Source organism: Klebsiella sp. LY (assembly GCF_004010915.1).
GTDB classification, from domain to species: Bacteria; Pseudomonadota; Gammaproteobacteria; order Enterobacterales; family Enterobacteriaceae; genus Klebsiella; species Klebsiella quasipneumoniae.
Genome location: NZ_CP022444.1, coordinates 768279 through 781020, shown reverse-complemented (window position 1 = coordinate 781020; position 12742 = coordinate 768279). Strand labels below are relative to the sequence as shown.

The 12742-nt window shown below is 60.7% G+C and carries 12 protein-coding genes; 8 read left to right on the top strand and 4 right to left on the bottom strand.

Annotation, left to right across the window (positions count from 1 at the left end):
• Window positions 1-131: 131 nt before the first annotated feature.
• Complete coding sequence (locus CE636_RS06675; protein WP_017899702.1) at window positions 132-443, bottom strand: ArsR/SmtB family transcription factor; 312 nt, start codon at window positions 441-443, stop codon at window positions 132-134.
• Between the two features lie 229 nt (window positions 444-672).
• On the opposite strand from CE636_RS06675, the gene fusA reads away from it, so the two are divergent.
• Window positions 673-2775: an elongation factor G gene (fusA, locus tag CE636_RS06670; protein WP_017899701.1), complete on the top strand. Its 2103-nt coding sequence runs from the start codon at window positions 673-675 to the stop codon at window positions 2773-2775.
• 222 nt (window positions 2776-2997) lie between these two features.
• On the opposite strand, the gene sbcB is transcribed toward fusA, so the two are convergent.
• Complete coding sequence (gene sbcB / locus CE636_RS06665; RefSeq protein ID WP_017899700.1) at window positions 2998-4422, bottom strand: exodeoxyribonuclease I; 1425 nt, start codon at window positions 4420-4422, stop codon at window positions 2998-3000.
• A gap of 180 nt (window positions 4423-4602) precedes the next feature.
• Between sbcB and dacD the strand changes: the two genes are divergently transcribed.
• The 6 genes from dacD to cobT all read left to right on the top strand — a co-directional run bounded on the left by dacD (window position 4603) and on the right by cobT (window position 10222).
• Window positions 4603-5766 (top strand): serine-type D-Ala-D-Ala carboxypeptidase DacD, encoded by a 1164-nt coding sequence (gene dacD / locus CE636_RS06660; RefSeq protein ID WP_025999192.1) that lies wholly within the window; start codon window positions 4603-4605, stop codon window positions 5764-5766.
• Window positions 5767-5952: 186 nt separating this feature from the next.
• Window positions 5953-6426: a DNA gyrase inhibitor SbmC gene (sbmC, locus tag CE636_RS06655; protein WP_017899697.1), complete on the top strand. Its 474-nt coding sequence runs from the start codon at window positions 5953-5955 to the stop codon at window positions 6424-6426.
• Window positions 6427-6524: 98 nt separating this feature from the next.
• Complete coding sequence (locus CE636_RS06650) at window positions 6525-7583, top strand: FUSC family protein (RefSeq protein ID WP_004203544.1); 1059 nt, start codon at window positions 6525-6527, stop codon at window positions 7581-7583.
• Between the two features lie 167 nt (window positions 7584-7750).
• Window positions 7751-8074, top strand: coding sequence for a DUF496 family protein (locus CE636_RS06645; protein WP_002911883.1), 324 nt, complete (start codon window positions 7751-7753; stop codon window positions 8072-8074).
• Between the two features lie 312 nt (window positions 8075-8386).
• On the top strand, window positions 8387-9127 hold the full coding sequence (cobS, locus tag CE636_RS06640; RefSeq protein WP_017899696.1) for an adenosylcobinamide-GDP ribazoletransferase: 741 nt from the start codon (window positions 8387-8389) through the stop codon (window positions 9125-9127).
• A gap of 27 nt (window positions 9128-9154) precedes the next feature.
• Entirely contained in the window at window positions 9155-10222 is a 1068-nt protein-coding gene (cobT, locus tag CE636_RS06635) for a nicotinate-nucleotide--dimethylbenzimidazole phosphoribosyltransferase (protein WP_017899695.1), read from the top strand.
• 34 nt (window positions 10223-10256) lie between these two features.
• Here the strand turns inward: cobT and CE636_RS06630 are convergent, their stop codons facing one another.
• Complete coding sequence (locus CE636_RS06630; protein ID WP_004203536.1) at window positions 10257-11366, bottom strand: adenosylhomocysteinase; 1110 nt, start codon at window positions 11364-11366, stop codon at window positions 10257-10259.
• A gap of 198 nt (window positions 11367-11564) precedes the next feature.
• Here CE636_RS06630 and CE636_RS06625 point away from each other — a divergent pair, with 198 nt between their 5' ends.
• Window positions 11565-12296, top strand: a complete 732-nt coding sequence (locus CE636_RS06625) for an HPP family protein (RefSeq protein ID WP_017899693.1) — start codon at window positions 11565-11567, stop codon at window positions 12294-12296.
• A 21-nt stretch (window positions 12297-12317) separates the two neighbouring features.
• On the opposite strand, the gene CE636_RS06620 is transcribed toward CE636_RS06625, so the two are convergent.
• Window positions 12318-12707, bottom strand: a complete 390-nt coding sequence (locus tag CE636_RS06620; RefSeq protein WP_017899692.1) for a tautomerase family protein — start codon at window positions 12705-12707, stop codon at window positions 12318-12320.
• Window positions 12708-12742 lie beyond the last annotated feature (35 nt).

Below are 12742 nucleotides of genomic sequence, written 5' to 3'. Positions count from 1 at the left end.
GTCTGTGCTAGTTCGATACCGGGACCTGTTTTTTTGCCCGGCGGCGCTGCGCTTGCCGGGTCTGGGGGATATAAGCTGACGGCAGGTCTTTGCAGGACGGGTCAGGCGCAGTGGCTACCCGGCGTAAATACTTATCCCTCCCGCACCATCACGTTCAGCAGCGTATCCAGCAGGCCGGGAAAACGGGCGTCCAGATCTTCCCGGCGCAGCGAAATCATATTCTCCCGTCCCTGAGGCCGCTGCCAGATCACACCGCTGTCGCGCAGGACGCGCCAGTGGTGGGTCATGGTGGACTTGGCCACCTCTTCCTGACGCAGCGCGTTGCAGCTCTGCTCGCTGCCGTCGGCCAGCGTGCGGATGATCTCCAGTCGCAGCGGGTTGCCGAGCGCGGAAAGGACATTTTCCAGGCGAATTTGTTCTCGTTCGGGGTGATTGGCGATCATAATAATCCTGTGTCGGCGGTGGCGCGGCGCAGCTCATATCGGCGGCCGGCGGCTACTATACCCAAACTCCTGATCTGATGCCACGCGCGCCGCCGCAACCTGACCAATCATAATAATAGTCAAAATAGTTCGAATATACTCGTACAATTGTACTATCATAGGCGGCAGTTAAATGAACTGCGGATCATTCCGACCGCAGACTGACAGTCAAAACGACTAAGGACGCATCATGCCCCGACCCATCCCCCTCGAACGTTATCGCAACATCGGTATCTCCGCGCATATCGATGCCGGTAAAACCACCACTACCGAGCGCATCCTGTTTTACACCGGGATGAGCCATAAGCTGGGTGAAGTACACGATGGCGCGGCAACCACCGACTGGATGGCCCAGGAGCAGGAGCGCGGGATCACCATTACCTCGGCGGCGGTGAGCTGCTTCTGGCCGGGTATGGACCGCAGCTTCGAGCCGCACCGGATCAATATCATCGACACCCCGGGGCACGTGGATTTCACCATTGAGGTGGAACGTTCCATGCGCGTGCTCGACGGCGCGGTGATGGTGTATGACTCCGTCGGCGGAGTGCAGCCCCAGTCGGAGACCGTCTGGCGCCAGGCGAATAAATACCATGTCCCCCGGCTGGCCTTTGTCAACAAGATGGACCGCCCCGGGGCGGATTTCTTCCGCGTGGTGCAGATGATGATCGACCGCCTGAAGGCCAACCCGGTGCCGATTGTCATCCCCATTGGCGCCGAAGAGCATTTTACCGGCGTCGTCGACCTGGTGAAAATGCGTGCCATCCTGTGGGATGACGCCACTCAGGGCATGACCTTCAGCTACGGGCCGGTCCCTGACGATCTGCTGGCGACTGCCCGCGAGTGGCGGGAGAAAATGGTCTCGGCGGCGGCGGAGGCCAGCGACGCGCTGATGGATAAATACCTCGAAACCGGCGAGCTGGACGAGGCGGAGATCGTCGCCGGTCTGCGCCAGCGCACGGTGAAGGGCGAAATCCAGGCGGTGCTCTGCGGGAGCGCCTTTAAAAACAAAGGCGTGCAGCGCATGCTCGACGCGGTGGTGGAGCTGATGCCGTCGCCGTTGGATATTCCGGCGATACAGGGCGTGGATGAGAAAGGCCAGCCGGCGGAACGCCATCCGAGCGACGATGAGCCGCTGTCGGCGCTGGCGTTCAAACTGATGACCGACCCCTACGTCGGCCAGCTGACCTTTATCCGCGTCTACTCCGGGACGCTGAAGAAAGGCGATGCGGTGTGGAACCCGGTGAAGGGCAAGAAAGAGCGCATCGGACGTATCGTGCTGATGCAGGCCAACGATCGCCACGAAGTTGACGAACTGCACGCCGGGGATATCGCGGCCTGCGTTGGACTGAAGGATGTCACTACCGGCGATACGCTGTGCGATCCGGATGCGATCATTACCCTCGAACGGATGGAGTTTCCGGAGCCGGTGATTTCGCTGGCGATTGAGCCGAAGACCAAAGCGGACCAGGAGAAAATGGGCATCGCGCTGCAGCGGCTGGCGGCGGAAGATCCGTCGTTCCGTCTGCATACCGATGAAGAGTCCGGCCAGACGATTATCTCCGGCATGGGCGAGCTGCATCTGGAGATCATTGTCGACCGGATGAAGCGCGAGTTTGGCGTCGAGGCCAACATTGGTCGTCCGCAGGTCACCTACCGCGAAACCCTGCGCCAGAAAGTGACGGACGTGGAAGGCAAGTTTGTGCGCCAGTCCGGCGGTAAAGGGCAGTACGGGCACGTCGTGCTGACCCTGGAGCCGCTGGAGCCGGGCAGCGGATTCGTCTTCGAGGACGCCACCAAAGGCGGGGTAGTGCCGCGCGAGTACATCCCTTCCGTGGAGAAAGGGCTGCGCGAAGCGATGGGCACCGGCGTGCTGGCGGGCTATCCGGTGGTTGACGTGAAAGCGACCCTGACCTTCGGGTCGTACCACGACGTGGACTCCTCGGAAATGGCGTTCCGCATGGCGGCGATCTTCGGCTTCCGGGAAGGGGCGCGCAAAGCGGACCCGGTGATCCTTGAGCCGGTGATGCACGTGGAGGTGGAGACGCCGGAAGAGTACGCCGGGAATATCATGGGCGATCTCTCTTCCCGTCGCGGGATGGTGCAGGGGATGGAAGAGCGCTTCGGCAGCCAGATCATCCGCGCCGATGTGCCGCTGGCGGAGATGTTTGGTTATTCCACCACGCTGCGCTCGATGTCTCAGGGACGAGCAACCTACAGCATGGAGTTCCACCACTACGCGGAAGCGCCGCGCAACGTAGCGGATGAAATCATCGCCAGCCGTGCGAAAAGTTAAGCCAGTCATCCCGGGTAGCGGCTAGCGCCTTACCCGGGCTACTCTGGTACCAGCGTCCAGGCCCGGTAAGGCGAAGCCGCCACCGGGCAAAAAGGTAAGCACGAACTGGGGAGGCAATGCCCGGCGGCGCTGCGCTTGCGCGGGCCTACGGTCAGGCGTCCTCCCCGGTCATCGTTTGTAGCCCGGGTAAGGCGTTAGCCGCAACCCGGGCATGTCCGCCAATCAGACAATATCCTGTGCGTACTGCCACAGCGCCTTCAGCTGCGCCAGCTTCTCTTTATCATCCGCATACTGCTGATACAGCATCTGCAGCTCATCGGCATAGGCCTGCAAAAACTCAGGCGTAAATACCTGACGACGGTGTTCTAACCAGCGCTGCTGCTCATGTTCATCGAGCGTGCCGGGGAAGTTGCGCGCCCGGTAGTTAAACAGCAGGCGTTCGATGCGCTTGTCGGCGAAGGTGATATCCAGCGCCGGCAGATTGCGCGGTTCGGTTTCCAGCACGATTTTCATCGCCGCGCGGTCGGCATCGCTAAAGAACCCATTGTAAAGCTGGGCATCGACGTTTTCGGACGGCACGAACGGCTCGGCTTCGGCATAGACCGCCACCACTTTCTCCCGCACCTGCGGATTCGCCCGCAGCAGCTGGGCATTCTCCAGACAGCGTTGAATGGAGATCCCCAGCCGGTCGGCATCCTGCGGGCGCAGGGTATTGGCCTGGGCCAGCACCGGACATTTGTTCAAATGCACCAGCTTAATCGGCGCCGCCGGAAGATCGCCAAGCTCGGCGCGCGGGGTGTAAAGCCGCTCGCGCAGGGCGTCGGCATCCAGTTCCAGCAGCGGCGCCATATCCCCCGCCAGATCGACCATGATCACCGCATTGCGGTTTTCCGGATGCCAGGCCAGGGGCGCCACCAGGCTGGTGTTGCCGCGCGCGGCGCCGAACATGCCGGAGACATGCACCAGCGGCTTCATCTGCGGCACGTCGATGAGCGTCGCCAGCTTGCGCTTATTGCGGTGGCTGTAGAGATAGTCAAACAGCCGCGGCTGCCGGTTTTTCACCAGCTTCGCCATGGCGATGGTGGCGTAAACGTCGGCCATCGCGTCATGGGCGTTCTGGTGTTCAATACCGTTGGCGACGGTCAGATGTTCAAGCCGGAAGCTCGGCAGACCCTCGTCATTCTCCGGCCAGACGATCCCTTCCGGACGCAGGGCATAGCAGGCGCGCATCACGTCGAGCAGATCCCAGCGCGAGTTATCGTGCTGCCAGCTCCAGGCATAAGGGTCATAGAAGTTGCGATAGAAGATATTCCGCGTCACTTCGTCGTCAAAGCGCACGTTGTTATAACCGACGATGCAGGTCTGCGGCACCGTGAACAGATCGTGGATGCGGCGGGCAAACGCGGCCTCGTTATCCCCTTTGGCCAGCGCTTCCTGCGGGGTGATCCCGGTGATCATCACCGCCTGCGGCTGCGGCAGATAATCGTCAGCGGGCTTGCAGTAAAACACCTCGGGCTCGCCGAGCACGTTTAACTCCGCGTCGGTGCGGATGGCGGCGAACTGCGCCGGCCGGTCAAGGGAAGGGCTGGTGCCGAAGGTTTCATAATCGTGGAATAAAAATCCGGGCTGGTTGACGCTATCTTGCATAGTCTGTTCATTATCCGTGGTGGCGTGCGACCGGTATGGTAAACGATTTGCCCGGTCATCAGAAGGGTAACGGCAAGCAACTTCCTCTGCTGTGTCATATTTTCTTGCAATTAAACCCTGATATGAAACGCGAAGTTCCGTAAAAAGGACGGCGGATCTGTAAATCTAGAGGATATGCCGTTGAAAGGCCGTTTGTTTATTGCTGTATCTTTGCTCGCTTCGAGCGTTTCCTGCGCATTTGCCGTCGACTTACCTGCTACGGTCGCGCCGCCTTCCATTCAGGCTGGCTCCTGGGTGCTGATGGATTACACCACCGGTCAGGTGCTGACCGCGGGTAACGAACATCAGCAGCGTAATCCTGCCAGCCTGACCAAACTGATGACCGGCTACGTGGTCGATCGTGCCATCGACAGCCATCGTATCACCTTTGACGATATCGTCACCGTGGGTAAAGACGCCTGGGCGAAGGGCAACCCGGTGTTCGACGGGTCATCCCTGATGTTCTTAAAGCCAGGGGACCGCGTCAGCGTCCGCGACCTCAGCCGTGGGCTGATTGTCGACTCCGGCAACGACGCCTGCGTCGCGCTGGCCGACTATGTCGCCGGCGGCCAGCCGCAGTTTGTCGCCCTGATGAATCAGTATGTCGAAAAACTGCATCTGCAGGACACCCATTTCGAAACCGTCCACGGCCTTGATGCCCCGGGCCAGCACAGTTCGGCCTATGACCTGGCGGTGCTGTCGCGGGCGATTATCCATGGCGAGCCTGACGTCTACCACATGTACAGCCAGAAAAGCCTGACGTGGAACGGCATTACTCAGCAAAACCGTAACGGTCTGCTGTGGGATAAAACCATGAACGTCGATGGCCTGAAAACCGGCCACACATCGGGCGCCGGGTTCAACCTGATCGCCTCGGCGGTGGATGGCCAGCGCCGGCTGATCGCCGTGGTGATGGGGGCCGACAGCCCGAAAGGCCGCGAGCAGCAGGCCGCTAAACTGCTGCACTGGGGGCAGCAGAACTTCGACACCGTGCAGGTGCTGCAGAAAGGGCAGAAGATCGGCACTGAGCGCATCTGGTACGGCGATAAAGAGCAGATTAAGCTCGGCACCGATCAAGATTTCTGGTTAGCGCTGCCGAAGGCGGAAGTATCGCGGATTAAGGCGAAATACGTGCTGGATAAAAAGGATCTGGAGGCGCCGATCGCCGCCAATCAGCGGGTCGGCGAGATTTCGCTGTATGACGGCGACAAGGTCGTGGGCCACTATCCGCTGGTCACCCTCGAAAGCATTAATAAAGGCGGGGTGTTCTCGCGAATGAGCGATTACCTGCACCACGAGCTGTAACCATGATAACCGCCTCTTTGCAGGCGGTTTTTTTTCGCCTGCCGCCCGGCAGACGCGGCGACAAAATCGCCGTTTTTTTCATCAGCCGCAATGGCGACTCTGTGAATTCGCGCACATACTGAGGGGGGGATCTCCTGCTAGATTAACTGTACATTTATACAGTAATATGTTCACGAAGGAGGCAAGATGAACTACAGCGTCACCACCCTCGGCAAGAAAACCATTGCCGGTTTCCATCTGGTCGGGCCCTGGGATCAAACCGTCAAGCAGGGGTTTGAGCAACTGATGATGTGGGTTGAGAACCATCAGGTGCCCGCCCGCGAGTGGCTTGCCGTCTACTACGATAACCCGGAGGACGTGCCAGCGGAAAAACTACGCTGCGCCACCGTGGTCGCCGTTGACGAGGATTACGTCATTCCCGCCAACAGCGAAGGGGTGATACTGGCGGCGATTGCCGGCGGGGATTACGCCTGCGCCCGCGCGCGAGTGGTGGATTACGATTTTGCTACCCCGTGGATGCAGTTTTTCGACAGTCTGCTGCAGAGCACAACGCATCGCGTGGCCCCCAGGCCCTGTTTTGAGATCTATCTTAACGACGGCAACCACGACGGCTACTGGGATATCGACATGTATGTCCCCGTTGAGCGCGTCGCGTCGTAGCGGTTTACCCCTGTTCCGGACAAGGATTTTTACATTCCCGGCATGCTCCGGGCGAAAAAGCAGTTACAATTGGCCTTTTCGTTTTGCCGGAGAGGGTTGTGCGCGCTGATAAATCACTCAAGCCATTTGAGATCCGCTTGTATCGCCATTATCGGGTGGTGCATGGTGTGCGGATTGCGCTGGCCTTTGTGCTCACCTTTTTGCTGGTGCGGCTGCTGAACGTGCCCGAGGGGACCTGGCCTCTCATCACCCTGGTGGTGGTGATGGGGCCGATCTCCTTCTGGGGCAACGTCGTGCCGCGGGCGTTTCAGCGCATCGGCGGCACGATCCTCGGCTCGGCGCTGGGGCTGGTGGCGCTGAAGCTTGAGCTTATCTCCCTGCCGCTGATGGTCCTCTGGTGCGCGGCGGCAATGTTCCTCTGCGGCTGGCTGGCGCTGGGCAAGAAACCCTATCAGGCGCTGCTGATCGGCATTACCCTGTCGGTGGTGGTCGGGGCGCCGCCCGGCGATATGCATACCGCGCTGTGGCGAAGCGGCGACGTGATCTTCGGCTCGCTGCTGGCAATGTTGTTTACCGGTATCTGGCCGCAGCGGGCGTTTATCCACTGGCGTATCCAGATGGCCAGCTACGTCACCAACTTCAACCGCCTCTACCAGGCCGGCTTCTCGCCAAATCTGGTGGATCGGCCGCGGCTGGAAAAACATCTTCAGCAGGCGCTCAACGACGTCGTCAAAATGCGCGGGCTGATCACTCCCGCCAGCAAAGAGACGCATATCCAGAAGGCGATCTTCGAGGCTATCCAGACCGTCAGCCGCAACCTCGTGTGCATGCTGGAGCTGCAGATCAACGCCTGGTGGGCAACCCGTCCGGGTCACTTCGTGATGCTCAATGCGCACACCCTACGCGAGACGCAGCAGATGACCCAGCAGACGCTGTTGGCCATCGCCCACGCGCTGTACGAAGGAAACCCTCAGCCTGTGCGCGCCAACAATGAAAAGCTGAATGAGATTGTCCTCGAACTGCGCCAGCTGATGAAAGAGCAGGGGGACGACAGCCTGGCGGAAACCCCGATCCATGGCTATGTTTGGCTCTCTATTGAACTGGCACGCCAGCTGGAGCTGCTGTCGCATCTGATCTGCCGCGCATTGCGCAAATAAGCACCAGATGCGCCGGGTAACTGCATGGGTTGTTTCGATTCAGCAGCGTTTAGGGTTATGATAAACGCAAAGGAAAAAACATTGTCATCAGCGACTGCTAGCAGTTATGTTAGCCCTATAACGCAGTCGCTTTACGAATCCGAATCTCAATTATTAGGGGTGTAAAAATGGAAACAACTAAGCCTTCTTTCCAGGACGTACTGGAGTTTGTTCGTCTGTACCGTCGTAAGAACAAACTGCAGCGTGAAATTCAGGACGTTGAGAAAAAGATCCGTGATAACCAGAAGCGCGTTCTGCTGCTGGACAACCTCAGCGACTACATCAAGCCGGGCATGAGCGTGGAAGCCATCCAGGGCATCATCGCCAGCATGAAGAGCGATTACGAAGACCGCGTTGATGACTACATCATCAAGAATGCCGAGCTGTCCAAAGAGCGTCGCGACATCTCCAAAAAACTGAAAGTGATGGGCGAAGCTAAAGTCGAAGGCTAATCCCTGCTGTCCGGCGGCGGTCAGCGTCGCCGGACTGTTCAGCACTACCATCTCCTCAACGCATATTTCTGCGAAAACTTTGTCCCGGCAACTGCCTCTCCTCACCGACTCTTTGCTATACTGCCCCGCGAAAACGTATTGATATCGGAAAGGTTTCTCTCATCCTGGCCGGGCATCTGACGCAGCGGCGTCAGGGCGATATCTCAACACCTCTCACCTCTCCGACGATCGATTCGCCAGAAGACAAACTCAGGTGCTGACCGGGCGCGACAGAACTCTTCCGCTGCTTTCGCCGACAGGAGTCAACCCCACGTGATTAAGTCATTCTTTGCTGCACTCTCGTTTATCAGCCGTCTGCCGGTCCCGGCGCGGTTATCCCAGGGCCTGGAGATCGAACAGTACCAGCGCAGTATCGTTACCTTCCCGCTGGTCGGTTTACTGCTCGGCGCCATCGCCGGCGCGGTGGTGTACCTCCTGCAGCCATGGTGCGGCGTCCCGCTGGCGGCGCTGTTCGGCGCGCTGGCGCTGGCGCTGCTCACCGGCGGATTTCATCTTGACGGGCTGGCCGATACCTGCGACGGCATCTTCTCCGCCCGCACCCGCGATCGGATGCTGGAGATCATGCGCGACAGCCGGCTGGGGACCCACGGCGGTCTGGCGCTGATTTTTGTGCTGGTGGCCAAGGTGCTGGTGGTCGGCGAACTGCTGCTGCGCGATGTCAACCCCATCGCGGCGCTGGCGGCGGCCTGCGCCGTCGGTCGCGGGATGGCGGTACTGCTGATGTATCGCCATCGCTATGCGCGGGAAAAAGGGTTGGGCAATCTGTTTATTGGCAAGATTAGCCTGCAGCAGACGCTAACGACGTTGGCGATAGCGATCGCGCTGGCCACCGCCCTGCTGGGGCTGCAGGGGCTGCGCGCCGCGCTGATCGCCCTGGTGCTGATCGGGGGCCTGGGGTGGGCGCTGAAGCGCACCCTCGGCGGGCAGACCGGGGATACCCTCGGAGCGGCGATCGAGCTGGGCGAATTATTCTTTTTACTGGCGCTACTGTAAGGCCTGGCATCCACGGTGAGGAACAGAATGGACACACTTTCGGCGTTACTGGCTGCCATTCCGCAGCCCGATGTGGCGGGCATGGCGCGCGCGCAGCAGCATATTGACGGCCTGTTAAAGCCGCCCGGCAGCCTTGGCCGTCTGGAGAGCCTGGCGGTGCAGCTGGCCGGTCTGCCGGGGCTGCAGGGGCAGCTGGCGCTGAGCGATAAAGCCATCGTGGTCATGTGCGCCGACCACGGCGTCTGGCATGAAGGCGTGACCCCTTCGCCGCAGGCGGTGACGGCCATTCATGCCGGCAATATGGTACGGGGCAACACCGGGGTTTGCGTGCTGGCGGCGCAGGCTGGGGTGAGAGTGGAGGTGGTGGATGTCGGCATCGACGCCGAGCCGCTGCCGGGCCTGATCAACCTCAAGGTGGCCCGCGGTAGCGGGAATATCGCCCGGACGGCGGCGATGAGCCGTCAGCAGGCGGAGACGGTGCTGCTTGCCAGCATGCGTTTCACCCGCCAGCTCGCCGCCGACGGAGTGAAAGTCTTTGGCGTGGGAGAGCTGGGTATGGCCAATACCACCCCGGCGGCAGCGACGATCAGCGTCCTGACCGGCAGCGACCCCGACGCGGTGGTGGGCTGCGGGGCCAATCTGCCGCTGGCGCAGCGGGGCCATAAGGTGGCGGTGGTGCGCCAGGCGATCGCTTATAACCAGCCGAACCCGGCGGACGGGCTGGACGTGCTGGCGAAGGTGGGCGGTTTTGATCTGGTGGGCATGAGCGGGGTGATCCTCGGGGCGGCTTCCTGCGGTCTGCCGGTGGTGCTGGATGGTTTCCTCTCCTACGCTTCGGCTCTGGCGGCCTGCCGCATGGCCCCGGCGGCGCATCCGTATCTTATCCCTTCGCACCTGTCGGCGGAGAAAGGGGCGCGGATCGCCCTCGACGCGCTGGGTCTGCGCCCGTATCTCGATATGGACATGCGCCTGGGTGAGGGCAGCGGCGCTGCGCTGGCCATGCACTTGCTGGATGCCGCCAGCGCGATGTACCACCAGATGGGGACCCTGGCGCAGAGCAACATTGTGCTGCCCGATAGCGCGCCAACGTCCTGATGATAAAGCGCATCGTTTCGACGATGCGCCGGGTTTACAGCGCCTGCTGCCAGACCGCCTGCGGTAGCAGGTAAACCTGCGCCGGGGCGCGCATACCGTCGCTGACAATATGGCCGATACCGCTGGCCATCACCGCCAGGGTGACGTCAAAGGCGTTCAGGCTGTCGCCGAAGCCGGCGGTCAGGTTGAGCATCGAGCCATTGGCCATCAGGTAGACGGTTTTGTCAGCCATGCGGTAGGCGTTGATATACGGCATCACCTCTTCCTGAGGATACTGGCGCAGGTATTCGCCGTCGATCTCTTCCGCCACGTGGCCGACGTTAAGGATAAACACTCCCGCTTTCGCCCGGTCCAGCGCCTGGCGATTAACCACGTTTTTACCGCCTGTCGCCGTGGCGACCACGTCCGCCGAGGCGATAGCCTCCTGGAGATCGACCACGTGCCAGCCGTCATAGGCCGCCTGCAGTCGACGGGCAGGATCGATCTCCGCCACCATCACCTGGCCGCCAAAAGCTTTTGCCGCCGCCGCGACGCCCTGGCCAACCAGGCCGTAGCCGATGACCAGCACTTTTTTCTCATGCAGGGTGAGATGAGTGGTCTGGAAGAAGGTATGCCAGGCGGTGAGTCCGACCATATGGCGGTTATGCAGCCCCTCTTTGACCGGCAGATCGTCCCAGTTAAAGATCGGATAGCCGGGCTGAATATCCCCCAGCCGATTGACGCCGGAGCCGGTGGCTTCCAGACCCGCCACGATGTTGCCGAACTCGCCGCGCTGGTGGAGGAGGGTGGTGATATCGGCTCCCATTTCGCACAGGTGAGTCGGCTGCCAGGCGATCGCTTTTTCCCATGACTGTTGCCAGTCGGCATCGCTCATATTGCGCCAGGCGCAGGCCTCGGCGCCACGCTCCACCAGCCAGGCCACCACGTCGTCCTGCACGGTGGTGGGGTTACAGGTGGTTAAAAAGACCTGAGCGCCCTTGTCGAGGATCCCCTGCACCAGCGGGATCATTTTCATGTCGAGGTGCATACAGCAGGCCAGGCGGACGCCGCTGAGGTCGGGCAGGGCGGCGACCTGGCGCAGGGTACGCGGCATATTCTGGCTGGCCCATGCCACTTCTTTCGCTAAAGAGATTTTATTATTCACTGGGTTATGACCTTCAGTTCGCAAAGGGGTATCCCCCTGACAGAAAAGGGATTCTATCAGTCCGGGCGAGAATTCACAGCCCTGTGCCGCCTGGAAATCGCCGCCCGTGCAATCCCCTGCGAAATACAGGGTTGTTAATGAAAGGTTAAAAAAAGAAAATAAAATATAAGTTATTCCTATGATCTGAGCGATAAAGCGATGTTGAGTGTCATTCCCGCGGGCCTGTTTTCACGGCTGCGGATTTTCCTTGGGCGGTTGAAGCCGCATGCGCTGCCGGTGGCTCGACGGCATATTGTGCTGGGCTCCATCGGCGCCGGCACCGGCCTGGCGGTGACCAGCATGTTCAGCCACTGGCTGCTGGGCGAAGTTAACCTGTGGTTTATTGCCCCCATGGGCGCCTCGGCGGTACTCCTGTTTGGCGTGCCGAGCAGTCCGCTGGCGCAGCCGTGGTCGATTGTCGGCGGCAATGTGCTGTCGGCGCTGATCGGCGTCACGGTGGGTATGCTGGTGCCCGACCCGGCGCTGGCCTGCGGGCTGGCGGCGGCGCTGGCCATCGCCGGAATGTATTTTCTGCGCTGCCTGCATCCTCCCGGCGGCGCGGTGGCCCTGACGGCGATCCTCGGCGGCGCCGGGGTGCACAGCGAAGGCTATCACTTTGTGCTGACGCCGGTGCTGCTCAACTCCCTGATGCTGGCGCTGCTGGCCATCGTGTTTAACAATCTGGTTGGCCGCCGCTACCCCCATCCGCTGGCGGCAGAGGAGGTCAAATCCCGGACGGTGCCGCTGGGCATTTCGGTTACCCGGGAAGATATTCACGCCGCGCTGCTGGAAGGACAGTTCCTCGATATTGACGAAGACGATGTCCAGGAACTGCTGGAAAATATCGAACAGCAGGCGCGCCAGCGCATCGCGGCGGCTGGCCGCCGCTGACAGCGCTCTCCCGGCCGCGGGTTAAAGATCGCCGGTAAGATACTGGGCGACCCCGCGGCCAAAGCTCCAGTCGCCTTTCTGGTTGCTGATAATCGACACCATCAGATCATCGCCGCTCAGGCCGCAGTGCTCCGCCAGCTCCTGCTGCAATATGGCGAAGAAGCGCTGCTTCTGCGCGTCGCTGCGCGGGCTGGTATAGACCCGCACCACCACCAGATCCCGCGTGCGGGTCAGTCCGAGGGCGGTATCTTCAATCACCATATGGTGGACTTTGTTTTCGTGAACAATCTGGTAGCGGTCGCGTTCCGGTACCTCGAAGGCGCGCAGCACGGCGCGATGAGCGGCATCCAGCAGGGTTCTGATCTCCTGTTCCGTACGGCCTTCTATCAGGTCAAATGTCAGTAATGGCATGCAGGTGTTCCTTATCGTTAGGCAATAATCGCGGT

Excerpts from the sequence above, each read along its gene's own strand:
- CE636_RS06675 (WP_017899702.1), bottom strand. The coding sequence starts at position 443 with ATGATCGCCAATCACCCCGAACGAGAACAAATTCGCCTGGAAAATGTC.
- fusA (WP_017899701.1), top strand. The coding sequence starts at position 673 with ATGCCCCGACCCATCCCCCTCGAACGTTATCGCAACATCGGTATCTCC.
- sbcB (WP_017899700.1), bottom strand. The coding sequence starts at position 4,422 with ATGCAAGATAGCGTCAACCAGCCCGGATTTTTATTCCACGATTATGAA.
- sbmC (WP_017899697.1), top strand. The coding sequence starts at position 5,953 with ATGAACTACAGCGTCACCACCCTCGGCAAGAAAACCATTGCCGGTTTC.
- CE636_RS06645 (WP_002911883.1), top strand. The coding sequence starts at position 7,751 with ATGGAAACAACTAAGCCTTCTTTCCAGGACGTACTGGAGTTTGTTCGT.
- cobT (WP_017899695.1), top strand. The coding sequence starts at position 9,155 with ATGGACACACTTTCGGCGTTACTGGCTGCCATTCCGCAGCCCGATGTG.
- CE636_RS06625 (WP_017899693.1), top strand. The coding sequence starts at position 11,565 with ATGTTGAGTGTCATTCCCGCGGGCCTGTTTTCACGGCTGCGGATTTTC.
- CE636_RS06620 (WP_017899692.1), bottom strand. The coding sequence starts at position 12,707 with ATGCCATTACTGACATTTGACCTGATAGAAGGCCGTACGGAACAGGAG.